Source organism: Rugamonas sp. (assembly GCF_025354735.1).
GTDB lineage: Bacteria > Pseudomonadota > Gammaproteobacteria > Burkholderiales > Burkholderiaceae_D > Rugamonas.
This window is the reverse complement of record NZ_JANXMI010000134.1, coordinates 86,830-101,444: the sequence shown is the minus strand read 5'-3', so window position 1 is coordinate 101,444 and position 14,615 is coordinate 86,830. Positions and strand designations below refer to the sequence as shown.

Sequence of the window (14,615 nt, the reverse complement as noted above, 5' to 3'; positions counted from 1 at the left end):
TTGCCGTCTTAACGACGCTATTAGCCGCAGACAAAAAAACGTCTTCTCCGCAGACAGGGCAAGTCGCACGGTCATCCGGCGACTCCCGCAAGCGTTGAAAAACACCGACAGGGACAATCCTATTAGTAAAAAGTGCAGTTTCCATACATGCAATCTTATCTTAAATTTTACCAATTTCTGGGCAAAACTTTAAACTGGTAAGTTCGTCAAATCGTTCATTTTGCTAAGGACGTACTAAAAGTATGATTGGAGAGCTTGCCGTCCCAACGTTGAATGCCAAGCATCGTCGAAGTGGGTTCGATAAAACGGCATGGTTTCCGTCGAATGTGTTCCCGGCCGCCTGTTGGTATTTTTTGCATCATCGACGTATCTGCCCAGCAGCGTCAGCGAGACAATGACGGCGCGGCTTCAAAGTACACTTCGATGCTCCCATGCACTCTAAGCAACACAACCAGCCTATTGGCAGCGCTGGCGACATGTCTCATGGATTGCACCTACGTACTTTGGACAATGTAAGTTAATTAAAAATCTGCGACAAAATAGAATTTCTGATACAATTTTCGCGACAGATATCGTTTCGTAAGTTCCTGACCTTGAAAAAATGCGACAAGGGGAGCGGTGGCCGCCTTGAGAGCAAGAGAAAAAACACGACGATAATAGGCTTAAAACTAAAAAATCACGCCAGGAGTGGTGCCAAGATGCCCCAACGCCAAAAAAATACGACAACGGACGACACGCTAGTGCTCTATGCAGAGCTGACACCATCGGACATCCGAGCCGCTCAACGGCGGCAAAAAAGCGGCGAGCTAAAACGGGTCGCCACCGGTATTCTCACCTCCCTCCCTGAAGAGTCTTGGCCTGCCCTAATCGCGCGCGAGCGGATACGAGTACTCGCGGCTCTATACCCAGATGCAGTTATCGGTCCACGGAGCGCCTTTTCAGGGGGAGCGCCGAGCGACGGAGTTATCTATCTCACATACACGTACACAAAGCGTGTGCAATTGCCGGGGTTGGCTGTGCAATTACTAGATGGGTCGGCGTCGGCGCCGGGAGATATGCCCATGATGGGTCGTCAGCTCTATTTCCCTTCCGGCGCACGCGTCCTTCTGGAAAACCTCACAGTTTCTCGGGGAAAGGTCCAGAAGTCTGTAGGCCGAGCTGCCGTTGAGCAGCGCCTAATTGAAATCTGCGAAGCTCGTGGTGAGGAGCAACTTGTCGCTCTGCGCGACAGCGCAAGGGCTCTGGCGCCGACACTGAAGTTGGAGCGCGAGTTCGCTATCCTTGACGGGCTCATCGGAGGAATTCTGGGCACAAGAAAATCGGAGATGTCCACCGTCGCCGGCAAGGCAATGGTGGCCACGATTCCTTACGACGCCAACAGGTTAGCCCTTTTTGAGAAACTTGCTCAGCACCTCCGCTCCATTCCTTTGCCTCAACCACCCAGCGTCGTAAAAACGGAGCAAGGCCGAACGCACTTCGCGTTCCTCGAGTCCTATTTCAGCAACTTCATTGAAGGCACGGAATTCGAAGTTGCGGAAGCAAAAGGTTTTGTCTTGGAAGGCAAGCCAATCACAGAAAGGCCAAAAGACTCGCATGACATTCTCGGTGTCTTCCGTCAGGCGCTAAACCAAGGTTGGGCCAACCAGACGTTGAGCTCCGGACGCTCTATCCTCACGCAATTGCAAGAGCGACATGCCGACCAGATGAGGGAGCGACCCGAGGTGGGGCCAGGGGAATTCAAAGCGACAGCGAACCGGGCGGGGAATACTGAGTTTGTGGCGCCGCGCCTTGTTCGAGGAACGCTGACGGAAGGCTCACAACTCCTCCCCACTGTGCCTCCAGGTATCGCACGAGCACTGTTTGCGATGTTTCTTGTTTCCGAAGTCCATCCGTTCAGCGATGGAAATGGCCGGCTGGCGCGACTCGTGATGAACGCGGAGTTATCAGTTGTGGGCAGCTGCCGGATTATTATCCCAACCTTGTTTCGGGAGGAGTACCTCGATTGCCTGCGCGTACTGACACGCGAAGGCAATCCTGTCCCCTTCTTGGACGCAATGCAAAAGATACACAAGTGGACAAGTGCGTTTGACTACGAGGATATCGATAAAGTGATTGCTGAAATGAAAGCCTGCAATGCGTTCGAAAAATCCTTGACGCGCTTCAAATTACTAACCCCTTCGCAGTGACCAAAGTTCAAGCCGGGACCGCTGACGCATGGGTCGGCGCTCATAAGTAGATGGCTCAGCTGGGAGACGCTTAGCGATGCCCTGGGAATGCAAACGCGTATAGCTCCTCACGATATGTCGAGGTGGCAAAGCGTATGGGAAGTAGCTTGCACTGGGCGTTTGTGCGGCCGACCAAATTGTTCGGACCGGCCACCTCCACTACCCGACTGTCCTAAGCCTTAAGGTCCGCAACAAGGAAAACTACCGCGACTTCCCGGTGGTCAGCACGATAGGTCGCTATATATCCACTTGTTTCATAATCGGGAGGTTCAAGAATTTCGCAGCGCAGGTAAGCCAGCGCCCGCCGTCGAAGAACACCCAGCCCAAACCAGCGAGGTCGGCGAATGTCGGGCCGCCGTCTGCCAAGCGCTGCTCGGATTCGTCCCAGATGCTGGCAACGTCCTCTGCGCCGCCCGGATACTCCAATCGGTAGTGCTGGCATAAGTCGAGGATGCGCAGCTCGTCGACCGTTTCGTCCGGTCCGACGGTGGCACGGAGGTAACGCGACCGCGGCAACCAGCGCTCGAACATCTGCCTCAGCTCGAGGCGCGCCCTGAGCGGCGTCCACATGCAGTCGAATGGACGTACTTCTTCGAATCCTGCCACGACTTTCCTTCTCTATGGGCCGTTGGTCAGACCGCACCTTGGCCTGGTAATTGGGTTGTTATTCCCCCGTTCATCAAAGGATGTATCAGTCGTCATCTTCGTCAGGGTCACGGGCGTCATCTTGGACCGCCGGTTCAATAACTTCGCTCTCCGCGTCTATCTCCGCAGCGCTTTCGCGCTCGGCCGCAATTGCGTCACGCATTGCTTCCACCAAGGGCGCTAACTGCTCAACTCCAGCGCGATATTCGTCTTCACGCAGGAAGTGGCGCTTTTCCGTGAAGGTTTGAACAGTGCAGTCTTGCGGGGGTGTCCAGTCGGCCGGCACGGATTCATTCGCAATGAAAATCTGCTCTGCTTGCGCATGGTTGTAGACGGCGCTGAGGAGCCTTCCTGTGTTCGGGTCATCTAATCCTTGCTGACGAGGGGTGTCGACAATGAAGGGGAAGCGCGGCCCGCTGCCGTACTTTGCATTGGTCTCCAGCATTGCCATGTGCATTGCTAAGTAGACTCGTGGGCCGGAGCTACCAGCCCCCATCGCCGGCCGCGCTCCAATTTTGACAGAAGCAATTTCCGCCTTGTCGATGCCGAGACGGTCAGCGCACGATTTCACTGCGGCCTTATAAAAGGCTCGTACCTCTTTCACTCGCTCAGCATCCGTCAACGCGTCCAGTTCAGCTTGGAGCTCGGTTCGGCTTTCATCGAGTTCGTCAATGGAGTCCGAAAGTTGCTGGCGGGTCTGCCCGTATGCCTCTTCAATGGTGGCCAAGCTTTTCGCGGCAACGATTTCGGCGATACCGCCCTGCCCTGGCTTCCGCTCCGTCGAAACGCGCAGGCGCTCCATTTGTTTGGTGACGCTAGTGAGCTTGCCGCGCAAGCCCTCCTCGCGCTTACTCAACTTGTCCAGCTGACTGCGTACACTCAAGAACAGTTGATGTGCGTCGTTCGCGTCCGAGGCGAGTTCAACTTTCGCGCGGAAGGACAAGCCGTGCGCCTGACCGCACGTTGGACAGTTCAACTGCTCGTCATCGGAATAGTTGGACAGGTACGCCAAGTCCTCCACCAAGTCTTGCTCAGCCCGGGCCGCCAGTTGCAATTGGCCAGTCAGCTCCTGCCGTTCCTGGGCGATTGCGAATAAATCGTCGCGGACCTGGTTCTCGTCGTCGACCAAGGCCTCGACCTGGCTGGCAACCTGCTGCAGCTCTTTGGCGAACACGCTTTCGTCGAGCGTCGCATCAGACGCGGGCAGCATTGCTTTGACGTGCTGATAGGCGGTCGCCTGCACCTTGGCTTGCAGACGCAGTTCGCGCAGCTTGAAGACAAGTTCGTCACGCGTGAGCTGAGCATCAAAGTAGCGCTGCGGCCGCAAGCCGAGGAAGGATTCGAAAACGACTGGCTCCCACCGCGCAAACTGGGTCAGCCGCATGAAGTTTCCCCATTTCCTTGCCCAGCCGCCCTCCTGGTCAATGTAGAACGGCAGCAGGGCATACTCAGGCCCTGCCAAGGCAAACGCACCCTCCTGATGGCGCTGCAGCTTCAAAGGGAACTCGAAAGTGTCAGCAAAAAAGCGCGCCCAAGTTTGAGCGCTTTCCGTAGCCAGGATGAGCTTGCCTTCTGCGTCAAAGACCGCGCGCTCGTCACGCCCCGAACGCAGGAACGTGAATCGCTTCTGCCCGATGCTTAGGCCGACGCTTGCCGCGATATTGACGTCCCAGTTCCCAGCGATGCGCGTGGATGGCTCGCCGCCGAGCGCCCAAACGAGGTGCTTTAGGATGCGAGATTTGCCCGTTTCATTCGTTCCCGCCAGCAGGTTCTTGCGCGGATTGAACGTCAGGAATCGGGCGCTCTCGTCCCTTTCGGATACCAGCCAGAGCTCGTGATAGGTGACGGTTTGCCTCATTCCGAGTCCTCAGGTTGCGGACCAGCCGGAACAGATGGTAGTTGTTTTGTGGGGTTTGCATTTTGAGTAATCATGGACATTAGACAGTAAATGTACTCGCGGCTGTAAGGGCGAGCTTCGCTTAACTGCAACTGCTGGAAGTCCTCGAACCAAGCGGAGAAGATATCGGTAACCCGCGGTAGAGAGTCGTACTCCGAATTCAATTCGTATAGCGCTTTAAGGTACGCCGTTACGACCGGCACTGGGCCGGCACGGTTCGTGATTTCCATACACGCACGTACTACGTGCTTCTTCATATTTTTGACCAGCGAGAATGGTGCCGCCTCGATGTTCAGCCTTTGGATAACCTCTTCCACGAGGTCCCGTGCTGAGACCGTTTCTTCGTCGGCAGCAGCCAGATAGAGGTCGATGTCGCTCCGCGTGACTGCGCGGCCTAACAACTCAGGGAAATTTTTGGCGTAGCGAGTACTACCGGCCCTGAGATACACGTAAGAAGCGATGATGAGGACCGCGAGAATAGTGGCCTTGCCGCTGAGATTAAGCTCAGAGTCGAGCTGCATCTGTGCGAGTTCACCGGCGAGGTACTTGTGTGGTTCGTTCACCGGGCAGTCGCTCACCACGAGAGCGAAGTCCGAAAAGTCCACTGCTTCGGCCGGGTCAAGGCCCAGCTGCTCTCTCAGCTTTGCTTCGATGGCCTGTTGGACGGCAGAATCGGCGGCAGAAAGCTCAACACTGCTGCGCAACGGGCTGGCGCCAGTCCCATCTGGCATTTCAAACTGGGCGTCGGAGGCGAACTCCAGGCGAGATTTCCCTAATGATTTAAATCGGCGCCGATGAGCGTATAGCTTGGCCAGAATTGACGGCTTCGGCTTTTTGGCTGCCTTCACCTTCGCTCCTTTCCCGCTCTTGACTGGCTCAGGGAGCGGCGCCGTCGGGACTCCGCTAGCTCCGGAGTCATCGGGTTCATCTGCCTCTGCTTGCGCATCATCGTCCTTCCCCTTGGGGGAGGCAATGAGGTGATTGAGCTTCCAATGAGTCGATACCTCGTGCTTCTTGAGCTGCACGAAGCGAACCCCGGTCGGGGCTACGGATGAGTCCAGGACGGCGACGTCCTGCTGCCACTCAAGTACGACTGCGTAGTCGTCGCCGGTCCGGTGGGCACGGAGCGCTTCCAGTACCGCATGCCACACCTAAAAGCTGAATCCACGGATAGCATGCCTTCCCCCGACTTCATCCCCTTTGAAGTCTCGGAACAGGTCCGATGCGACTTGCTGGAGAGGAGGTTCAGTTGGCGCCGTAATCATGTAGTCGATATTGTCGTTTTTTGGGTTTAGCGGCGGCAAAGTCCGGTTGCTGTGTGACCGGCTTTCGATGAAAACCGAAAAAGCATCCTGGACAGATTGTTGTCGTATGCAAATCATTGTGCCATAGGCAGGTGATTAATAGTAGTCTGGTGGGGGCCGCCTTGTCTGATGCGGGTATGCGTCGGGTTATCCAACGCCGCAACGCGAAGAGGCATGCTGGTAAAATGCCCTGTTTCCATTTGGTCGCTCGAAAGCGGGTACCTGATGGCTATACGATATATCCGTTAAACCGCAATCGAACATGACCACGACGCTCGACTCTCTCCGCCTGCTCTCCCGGGCCTACACGAGGCCAATGCTTACTCAGCTGGCCAGAACGGGAGACGCGCGGGCGGTGACAGACCTTCTGCTCGCGCATGGTCAGGTGGGCGATGATGTCGCAGGGCTTCGCCTGGACGACTTGTTTGAACGCGGCTGGAGCCTCTTGGCCTCTAGGTACCGTAACGAGTACGTCTACAAGAACGAGCTCGCCACAAGGCTGGTTTTCAAGCGTCACAGCCCCCGTACTGCAAGCTTCCAGGTTGAGTTGCGGGTCGGCGCTTCAATCGCCGATGTCGTTGTCGCGAATGGTACGACGACAGCCTATGAAATCAAAACTGAGTTCGATACCGCTCGACGGCTCTCCTCGCAGACCAACGACTACCTTAAGGCCTTTGACAAGGTGTACGTCGTTACTCACCCCGCTCACATTGGACGTTACGAACGCGAGCTTGACCCGCGCGTCGGGCTAATCGTCCTTTCGGAGAAACGCGCATTGACGCCCTATCGTGAAGCGAGTGCCAATGCCGAAAACGTGGACCCCAGAACCATCTTCCGGTGTATGCGTCGAGACGAATACATTAGCGCTATCGAGTCACATATAGGCGCAGTTCCTGCCATGCCCAATGGGTTAATCGGTGCCTATTGTGAAATGTTGTTCAAGCAGTTGACCACAGGGCAAGCCCACAGTGCATTTGTTAAAGCCCTTAAAGCTCGTACTACAGACAAATCTCATGTAGACTTTGTTTCCAGATTACCATCGTCTCTACGCGCTTTAGGGTATGCGACGCCCCTCTCTGGACGTCAACGCACTTCGTTATTAGATTCTCTGGCGAGGCCGGTTCAGCTACCCCATTAAAGAAGAGAAGCCGGTGGTGAGTCGCTAACCCAGCCGGAGTCCGTCAATGTACTTTCCATACGTTTTTGGCCGTGCGTCAGAGTTGCTTGCTATCCGCAGCAGTAGTAAAAACTTCCTGTCCTCCGGGCTGGTGACGCCAGTCATTGAACCAATCGTCGCAAAACCAGCAGCACTCATTAAATCCATCGAAGAGATGGGCGAGCGAGCGCAAAAAGCCATTATCATCACCAACCCTTCGCAGGGCGAGCTGAAAGGTGGACCGGGGGCGGCCTGGGCGGGCCCTGTAGATGCGGCGCTTGCCGCCCATCCTACTATCGTCCCAGCATTTTTATGCCGCCCTGGTGTCACACCTGTAGCGATTTCAACATTCCTGACAAAATACGCCAAGCGCGAGGTTGCGCTTCTCTATCACAATTCTGGCCTTCCCGATGCGGTTGTTCAGTCGCTTGCATCCGTACCGAACGTGTCGTACCACATTGCGCTTCAGGGGAAAGTTCCGAGCTCGCAGATTGCGTTGCTTCCCCACGCGAAGAAGGTACATATCTATGACCACTTCAACAAGCAGGCGCGGAATGCCGACTATGCTGGTGAGGAGCACTTCACCGACAAGCACATCTCGTTCGCTGAGCATGGAGCGGGCTTCGGCGACTACACCATCACTGGTTCAGAAGTGCAGTTGGGTGGCGGGCAGCCCGCTGCAGTGGCTGTCCACATCACATACAGGAGCGGGACCGACGGCAACTTGTGGGTCCAGCACTTCGTTTCCGACGACACGGACATGGGAGTCGGCACCACGGGCGAGAAATTTTTACAAGCCATAGCAAAATTCGCGGCCGAGTACCACGGCCGGCCAGCTGAGTTCGGTGCAAACGCGGCTCTTAACGATTATCTTCAGAACCACAATGATTCGCACTTCCCCGGCTTGCCGAAAAATAAAGAGCGTCAGATTCAACATCACATCGCGCGCGTTCACGACTACCTCATGACGGGTCAGTGAAGGCACACTGCAGGTGCGAGGAGCACTTCGTTTCGTCGGCGGCCATGCTCGTGTACCTGCGTAACGCGCTGGACGCACGTCTCGCCGCCGGCCTGCCACTGACGCGGGAGCTGATACTAGAAGCGATGCGTGAAGGCGCATTGCTTAGGGTCCGCCCCAAGGCGATGACCGTCGCGGTCATCTTGGCGGGGCTGCTACCTATGCTGTTCGGGGACGGCGCCGGGTCCGAAGCAATTGCTCGCATCGCAGCGCCGATGGTCGGCCGAATGATTACGGCACCGCTACTGCCCCTGTTCGTCATACCTGCGGTGAAGGTGCTCGAGAACTGGAAGCTTGGCAGGCTGACGCGGGCTTAGAGATGTGAAATGTTCTCTTGCAGGCAATATTAAAGTCACCGTCGCAGAAAAAACCACTAGCTTGGGGGCGTGTTACAATCGCACTCGCCTTGCAAAAGGCATTTCGCAAGAATATACTGCATGTACCTATACGCAAGTAACCTCACCCACAGAGCCTTGCCATCAAATGACTAGCGCTACCTCCTTCCATGTCGGCCCTCGAGTGAAACACGCTCGTGATTTGCTGGGCATTACGCAAGATGCCCTGGCGGCCACGCTGGGCTTCAATGACCGGCAGACCATCTCGGATATCGAGAACGGTAAACGTGCGCTCAAGACTGACGAATTACTCGAGTTGAGTGATGCGCTCAATCAAGAATTGGAGTTCTTTCTCGACCCATTCAACGTAGTCGCTGAGGCTCACTACTCTTGGCGCGCGAGCGATGATTTACCAAAGGAAGAACTCGACCAGTTCGAGGCGACCGCTAACGGGTGGGTAGGGATGTTCCGTTGGCTCCACCTGCAGGACCAAGACAAGGCGCCAGACCTCGGCTTACTCAGCCTTCGACTCAGCGAGAGTAGCAGTTTCGAACAGGCACAAAGCTTTGGTGAGGCTCTCGCAAGCTTGCTTAAGCTCGGCACGGTGCCAGCAGCTACTTTGCCGGAGTGCCTTGAGTTAAAACTTGGCATTCCGGTCCTCTTTGTGGACACAGCGCCAGGCTTGCAACCGCATGCTATCTCTGGAGCTGCTTGCCAAGTGAACGCTTTTAGTGTGATTTTGGTCAATCGGCGCGAGAGCGCATTTAGGCGTAATTTTGACTTAGCTCACGAGCTGTTTCATGCCTTAACGTGGGAGGCAATGCCCCCAAGTCGTCGTGAATCGAATGCTGTCGAGCACCGTTCAAAGCTCAAGCGCGTTGAGCAACTGGCAAACAATTTCGCGAGTGCCCTGCTTATGCCCAGTGGCTCGCTCGACCACTTCATTGACCCTGCACGCGCAATGGACGTTAAGCATCTGGCCAACGTTGCGGAGCAGCTGCAGGTCACAACCTACGCTCTCGGTTGGCGATTGGTAAATCTTGGGCGAATTGATGAGCCCACCCGACTGGCACTTGCGAAGGAAAGAAGTCAGGATACACAAGAGGTACCTAAGCTCTTCTCAGCCCGGTTCGTGGAGAAACTTCACGTGGCACTGGACAAAGGGCGGCTTTCCGCGCGCAAGGCGGCAAAGACTCTGGGTCTGCCGCTATTCGAATTGACAGAACTTTTTGAGGCGTACGATTTGGCGGCTCCTTTCGAACTGTAGGCGCGGACGATGGCCCCTCAACGAGTTTTCCTGGATACGAACGTCATCATTGAATGCTTCAAAATTGGAGTTTGGACTGAGTTATCAAAAGGCCATAAGCTTGAGACCGTTGACGAAGTAATAACGGAGGCAATGACAGGAGACACAAGTCGGCGGGGCCATGTCCTGATGGACCGTACTGAATTGCTAGGCGGCCTGGCTATGCCGCCATACCCGGTCACCCGGCAGGACAGGAACAAGCTCCTTCGCGACTACCCGACCGTGGCTGTCCTCGACCCGGGAGAACTTAACTTGTTCGCCTATCTGAATGCTCATGAGCTGCCGCTCGGGAATTTCAAAGTCGTCAGCACGGCCGACAAAGGCGCAATTGCATTTTGCAAACTGCCGGGATGGCTCGACCATCTCGTGTCCTTAGAAGAGCTGCTCGTGAGCGCAAACACTTCGCGCGGAAAACTGGCGCAGCTGGGACCTCAACACTACACCAAGTTCCTCGCTGAAGTGCGTACGCAGGTGTGGTTGGGTTTCATTCCATAGTTCGTTAAGCCGAGAACTTCCGGCGTGCCTGCATTCATAACAGCAGCCTGCGTATCTGCCGTCCGCGTGGGTGAGGCGCTCTGCATACGCCGTCTTACTGCGTAGTGGTGTCGCCTACTTGCTACGATAGTGCCCACGAACGTAGGTCCCATCGCTACGCGTGTAGCCGTTGACGTGAGTAGTTTTGGCCCGTCCAGTCGCCGCACTGATATCGCCGTAGCAGGAGCCGTTTTCAGCGCAGCCTGCAACCGCTGGAGCTACTACCAGAGTGGCAGGAGTTGCTACGGTTTCCGTCGTACGGTCGTACGCGGCAAGGCTGTTGGCTGACGGTTGTCCAAGAGAGCTGCTCGGCGACACGGCTGCCGGCTCCCGCCGTACAGCTGCCGATTTAGGCAGCGTATTAGCCCGCGGCGCACTGGCGGAGACCGCGTTCGGCACGCAGCCGCTAAATCCGTGTGCGCAATTGTAAGCATTGCGACGACCTGCGGATTGCTCGACGACTGCACGCTGCTCGGCAGTCAGAAGGCCGACGTTACAACCGGAGTACCCCCCATCGCAATTCTTAAAGTTTCGCGCCAGTGCGGCGGCATCCACCTGGGGCTTGCTGCGCCTGCGTAAGCAGTGCTTGGTTGCAGCCTGAGTACCCGCCATCACAGCTGGCAAAGTTTCGCAGTAGCGCTGACTTTCGAACTTGTTCCTTCTGAGCCTCTGACAGCAGAGAATCAACGCAGCCAGTGTAACCACCATCGCAAGCGACGAAATTTCTTCGGAGCGCCGACCGCTGTACTTGCTCCTGTTGGGCCGGAGTCAACAGCGACTGATTGCAACCCATATAGCCGCCATCGCAGCTCCTGAAGTTTTCTTGGAGCTGAGGATTTTGCGCCCACGCTCCCATTGAGACCAGGAGCAGAAGACCCATTAGAAACCGAACGATTTTCATGTGCATTCTTTACAAAGGAGCTACGATGGGGCGCGCGTGAGGGGAAAAAATCAAAGCTGCAGTCAGTTCCGGCGGATAAGCCTGCTTATCGCTGCAAGCGGTCAATGAACAATCCCCAAAAGTATTCGGCGGCGCCCTGCTCTGAGAGCCCAGAATTCTGCTGCCCGCCCCGGGATTGCATACCCATCGGTTCGAAGAACATACATTGCGTATCGGACTCGACCGACATGAACTCGTTCGACGTGTTCGCGGATGCGTTCGCATCATAAGAAAAGGATAGCGACGGAGACCGGCCGCCGAGGCCACCGACCCGCACTGAGCACTCGGCGACCGACTTGCCTTCTCGGTACGCTACAGCGGAGAAGCGCTGTGCGTCCAGGCGCTGAAAACGCACTTGGATGCCATGGTTGCGAGCAGCTAGCTCGTCCAAGGACGCATCGAAAAACTTAGTCATATAGTCAAACGAGTCGTGCAGAAATTTATCGCGGTCGTAGTCGGTGAATTCCTTCTTCAACCGTAAATTGCTTGACCTCGGCTGTTCTTGACCCAGGTGCATGCCACCAGCATCAACCGGGGTGGCCTGGCCCAGCTTGGTGGCAGGTTGAGCCATGCCCCACCCCGACGGCACTCCACCTGTCGTAGGCTGCGCTACCGACTGCACGAGTCCCAAGTCCTCGATAGCCTTGCGAATCTGACGCGCGACATCAGTCCAGGCTTCCGCCTGGTTCGCCCAAGTCGTGACAGCCTTGCCGTCTTTGGGAACAGCGAGCAGCTTGCCGAACGGAGCGGTATGCCAATCGCATGGCTCAAGAATCACCGGGATTACACGTGCGGTACCGTCAGCGTCTCGCTCAAGGGCTCGTTTCATTTCGATGGAGTAACAGTAACGAGATGCGATGAAGTCTGCGCTCACGAGCAAAAGGATGACGTCAGCACTTTCCAAATTTTCATCAATGGCCACGTCCACATTGGAGCCCGCAACAATGCCCCGGTCATGCCAGGTCGAAATCTGCCCTTGGTTCTTCAGCAGGGAAAGGTGTACTTCGAGGCGGTCGCGCAATGCCTCGTCGGCATGGCAATAAGAGAAGAAAAGTTTTGCCATAGCGCAATTTTCCTTGTGGAGTTGTGCTGTTCATTATCGCAGGCAATTGTGAGGTTTGGGCAGCCACTTCTCCAATTCTGCGAAGTGTGCCCTCCTATCACGCCACGGTCGATTATCAAGTTAGTGATTGGCTACATACGATGTCAGAGACGGTCCATGAAAGAGCCACCAGTTTCGTATTGTCAACCGAAGAGCACAACCGCTATGCTGTTGATAATAACTTAGTGCAAATATCAAGGGTCAACATGTCGCGATACTCCCGGCTTACTGCGCACCTGCAATCAAGCAAAGCGCCACGGATTACGCTCTCTTTTGCTGAACTGGATTCGATTGTTGAGGGCGGGCTGCCGAACTCGGCAAAGCAGTACGGTGCTTGGTGGGCAAATAAAGCGTCGAGTCAGCCGCACGCACGATTCTGGCTAGATGCTGGCCGCCGCGCCTCCCCAGACTTCAAAGCCAAGCACACGGTTTTCACGCTCGATGACTCAGTTGACGCGGGCGAACTAGCCGCAGCGGTAGTCGGCGAGTCGACCCCCGAAGCGCTGACGGAATACGTCGAAAGCAGCCTTAGTCTTGAGCGCGACCTTGAGGACCAGATTCTCAATCATCTGGAAGTGCTCGAACCCGGGTTAACGCTGGTATCACGCCAAGAATCGAGCGATGTCGGCCGCGTAGACCTGCTCGCACGTGACAGCGACGGGCGGATGGTCATCATAGAATTAAAAGCAGGTGAGGCCAAAGATTCATCAATTGGCCAAATCGCCCGATACATGGGATGGTATGCAAAACAAGATGGAAAACTTCCAAGGGCCATCTTAGTTGCAAGCGGATTTCCAGAACCTGTGCGATACGCGGCCACGGCGATTCCTGGTCTGAAGCGGATGACCTACCGGGTCCAGTTTGCAGTTGAAGAAGCGACGATTTAGCAAAGCTGTTCTATGACCAGCAATGACCGCGGAAGAAAAGGTGCGTTTTCCGCGCCAAACTGGACACCCATTCCACGGCAAACTGTACACATAGTCCAGCGCAAATTGGACACGCATTCCACTGGCGCGCTGCTGGTGGAACGGCTTCTGCATCGGCGGCAGCACCAGGCGTTCCGCAGTTGCTTTGGCGTGCTGTCATTGGGGCAGAAGTACGGCAGCGGCCGGCTGGAGACGGCCTCCGCGCACGTCCTCAAGCACAGCGCGGTCAGCTGGAAAAGCGTGCAGGCCATTCTCAAGAACGGCCTCGACATGCAACAGCAGGACCCACAGCGCACGCTCGACCTACCCGAGCACGAGAACATGCGCGGCGCCGCTCATTACCAATCTAGCCAGGCCCAATAAAACGATTTATACCATTTATGAAAAATAGTTGGGGCCGCCAACCGGCGGCGGCCCCGATGCCTGGGAAGGCTTTTTCCGAAGGCATCTTGCCGCTCGGCGCAGTCCTCCCATCTTTAAAAGGAAGGCTCATCGAAGCTGTGGATGACGTTCTTGTTAGGGACCAGTTACGGAATACCCTTGATTCATGTAGCCGCTGACGCAGCACGTACGCTTGAGCGTAGGCCTTGGACGGCCGGAGTAGCCGTTCAGGGCCCCAGAATTGGCGTTTAAATTGCTGCCATGCGTGCTGCGAGCTAGGAAAGGCGGTGATTGAATCTGACCCAAGCCTCCCTCGTGATACTATACCCACCTACCCTATTTTTAACAGCACATACATGGGTCATACCGCCAAACAAAAAACCAAGCTGCTGAACCGCGTTCGTCGACTTCGAGGGCAAGTAGACGCCATTGAACGGGCACTCGAAAGCGAAGGCGAATGCTCTGCGATTCTGCACCTCATTGCCGCCACACGAGGCGCCATCAATGGCCTGATGGGCGAAGTCATCGAAGACCACATCCTTGAGCATGTCGCCAGCCCTTTACTAAGTGACGCCGACCGAAAACATGGAGCCGAAGAGCTTCTCGACGTCGTTCGCACATACCTAAAGTAGGCGCATGAGATGGCAGCAAAATCACCTTGCATTGACGTTTGCATCTTTGACTGTCCGACTGGCTTTTGCGTGGGGTGTCTACGCACGCTCGACGAATCGAGGCAGTGGAAAAAGATGACCGATTTCAAACGACACCAGATACTGAACGACGCGAAACGCCGAAAGTCCAAGGTGCGTCCTATCCCACAATCAATCGAAACAAAAGAGGCATGAA

At 55.7% G+C, this 14,615-nt stretch carries 14 protein-coding genes; 10 read left to right on the top strand and 4 right to left on the bottom strand.

Annotated features, from left to right (window positions below):
- The first annotated feature begins 1,061 nt into the window (after positions 1-1,061).
- Complete coding sequence (locus Q0S71_RS11305; protein ID WP_295995118.1) at positions 1,062-2,186, top strand: Fic family protein; 1,125 nt, start codon at positions 1,062-1,064, stop codon at positions 2,184-2,186.
- Positions 2,187-2,462: 276 nt separating this feature from the next.
- Here the strand turns inward: Q0S71_RS11305 and Q0S71_RS11300 are convergent, their stop codons facing one another.
- The 3 genes from Q0S71_RS11300 to Q0S71_RS11290 form a co-directional block, all read right to left on the bottom strand.
- Positions 2,463-2,831 (bottom strand): hypothetical protein, encoded by a 369-nt coding sequence (locus Q0S71_RS11300; protein WP_295995116.1) that lies wholly within the window; start codon positions 2,829-2,831, stop codon positions 2,463-2,465.
- 85 nt (positions 2,832-2,916) lie between these two features.
- Entirely contained in the window at positions 2,917-4,728 is a 1,812-nt protein-coding gene (locus Q0S71_RS11295; protein WP_295995113.1) for a hypothetical protein, read from the bottom strand.
- The gene (locus tag Q0S71_RS11290; protein ID WP_295995110.1) at positions 4,725-5,918 is read right to left on the bottom strand and encodes a dsDNA nuclease domain-containing protein; all 1,194 of its coding nucleotides are present in this window, start codon (positions 5,916-5,918) and stop codon (positions 4,725-4,727) included. The genes Q0S71_RS11295 and Q0S71_RS11290 overlap by 4 nt, the downstream gene beginning before the upstream one ends.
- A 415-nt stretch (positions 5,919-6,333) precedes the next feature.
- Between Q0S71_RS11290 and Q0S71_RS11285 the strand changes: the two genes are divergently transcribed.
- The 5 genes from Q0S71_RS11285 to Q0S71_RS11265 all read left to right on the top strand — a co-directional run bounded on the left by Q0S71_RS11285 (position 6,334) and on the right by Q0S71_RS11265 (position 10,381).
- On the top strand, positions 6,334-7,209 hold the full coding sequence (locus Q0S71_RS11285; RefSeq protein ID WP_295995107.1) for a sce7726 family protein: 876 nt from the start codon (positions 6,334-6,336) through the stop codon (positions 7,207-7,209).
- Positions 7,210-7,255: 46 nt separating this feature from the next.
- Positions 7,256-8,206 (top strand): sce7725 family protein, encoded by a 951-nt coding sequence (locus tag Q0S71_RS11280; protein WP_295995104.1) that lies wholly within the window; start codon positions 7,256-7,258, stop codon positions 8,204-8,206.
- Between the two features lie 44 nt (positions 8,207-8,250).
- Positions 8,251-8,562 carry an efflux RND transporter permease subunit gene (locus Q0S71_RS11275; protein WP_295995101.1) on the top strand — a complete coding sequence of 104 codons (312 nt, stop codon included), beginning with the start codon at positions 8,251-8,253 and terminating at the stop codon, positions 8,560-8,562.
- Between the two features lie 202 nt (positions 8,563-8,764).
- Positions 8,765-9,847, top strand: a complete 1,083-nt coding sequence (locus Q0S71_RS11270; protein WP_295995098.1) for an XRE family transcriptional regulator — start codon at positions 8,765-8,767, stop codon at positions 9,845-9,847.
- A gap of 9 nt (positions 9,848-9,856) precedes the next feature.
- Positions 9,857-10,381, top strand: coding sequence for a hypothetical protein (locus tag Q0S71_RS11265; protein WP_295995094.1), 525 nt, complete (start codon positions 9,857-9,859; stop codon positions 10,379-10,381).
- A gap of 1,025 nt (positions 10,382-11,406) precedes the next feature.
- Here the strand turns inward: Q0S71_RS11265 and Q0S71_RS11260 are convergent.
- The gene (locus tag Q0S71_RS11260) at positions 11,407-12,423 is read right to left on the bottom strand and encodes a toll/interleukin-1 receptor domain-containing protein (RefSeq protein ID WP_295995091.1); all 1,017 of its coding nucleotides are present in this window, start codon (positions 12,421-12,423) and stop codon (positions 11,407-11,409) included.
- A gap of 140 nt (positions 12,424-12,563) precedes the next feature.
- Between Q0S71_RS11260 and Q0S71_RS11255 the strand changes: the two genes are divergently transcribed.
- The 4 genes from Q0S71_RS11255 to Q0S71_RS11240 all read left to right on the top strand — a co-directional run bounded on the left by Q0S71_RS11255 (position 12,564) and on the right by Q0S71_RS11240 (position 14,614).
- On the top strand, positions 12,564-13,349 hold the full coding sequence (locus tag Q0S71_RS11255; RefSeq protein ID WP_295995056.1) for an endonuclease NucS domain-containing protein: 786 nt from the start codon (positions 12,564-12,566) through the stop codon (positions 13,347-13,349).
- Positions 13,350-13,361: 12 nt separating this feature from the next.
- On the top strand, positions 13,362-13,751 hold the full coding sequence (locus Q0S71_RS11250; RefSeq protein ID WP_295995054.1) for a hypothetical protein: 390 nt from the start codon (positions 13,362-13,364) through the stop codon (positions 13,749-13,751).
- Positions 13,752-14,125: 374 nt separating this feature from the next.
- Positions 14,126-14,401: a metal/formaldehyde-sensitive transcriptional repressor gene (locus tag Q0S71_RS11245; RefSeq protein WP_295995051.1), complete on the top strand. Its 276-nt coding sequence runs from the start codon at positions 14,126-14,128 to the stop codon at positions 14,399-14,401.
- A 9-nt stretch (positions 14,402-14,410) separates the two neighbouring features.
- Positions 14,411-14,614 carry a DUF1289 domain-containing protein gene (locus Q0S71_RS11240; protein ID WP_295995048.1) on the top strand — a complete coding sequence of 68 codons (204 nt, stop codon included), beginning with the start codon at positions 14,411-14,413 and terminating at the stop codon, positions 14,612-14,614.
- Position 14,615 lies beyond the last annotated feature (1 nt).

What these genes read in the sequence shown, in the direction of transcription:
- Q0S71_RS11245 (WP_295995051.1), top strand. Translation starts at nt 14,126, where the DNA reads ATGGGTCATACCGCCAAACAAAAAACCAAGCTGCTGAACCGCGTTCGT.
- Q0S71_RS11285 (WP_295995107.1), top strand. Translation starts at nt 6,334, where the DNA reads ATGACCACGACGCTCGACTCTCTCCGCCTGCTCTCCCGGGCCTACACG.
- Q0S71_RS11275 (WP_295995101.1), top strand. Translation starts at nt 8,251, where the DNA reads ATGCTCGTGTACCTGCGTAACGCGCTGGACGCACGTCTCGCCGCCGGC.
- Q0S71_RS11305 (WP_295995118.1), top strand. Translation starts at nt 1,062, where the DNA reads ATGATGGGTCGTCAGCTCTATTTCCCTTCCGGCGCACGCGTCCTTCTG.
- Q0S71_RS11250 (WP_295995054.1), top strand. Translation starts at nt 13,362, where the DNA reads ATGACCAGCAATGACCGCGGAAGAAAAGGTGCGTTTTCCGCGCCAAAC.
- Q0S71_RS11280 (WP_295995104.1), top strand. Translation starts at nt 7,256, where the DNA reads ATGTACTTTCCATACGTTTTTGGCCGTGCGTCAGAGTTGCTTGCTATC.
- Q0S71_RS11295 (WP_295995113.1), bottom strand. Translation starts at nt 4,728, where the DNA reads ATGAGGCAAACCGTCACCTATCACGAGCTCTGGCTGGTATCCGAAAGG.
- Q0S71_RS11260 (WP_295995091.1), bottom strand. Translation starts at nt 12,423, where the DNA reads ATGGCAAAACTTTTCTTCTCTTATTGCCATGCCGACGAGGCATTGCGC.
- Q0S71_RS11240 (WP_295995048.1), top strand. Translation starts at nt 14,411, where the DNA reads ATGGCAGCAAAATCACCTTGCATTGACGTTTGCATCTTTGACTGTCCG.
- Q0S71_RS11255 (WP_295995056.1), top strand. Translation starts at nt 12,564, where the DNA reads ATGTCAGAGACGGTCCATGAAAGAGCCACCAGTTTCGTATTGTCAACC.
- Q0S71_RS11265 (WP_295995094.1), top strand. Translation starts at nt 9,857, where the DNA reads ATGGCCCCTCAACGAGTTTTCCTGGATACGAACGTCATCATTGAATGC.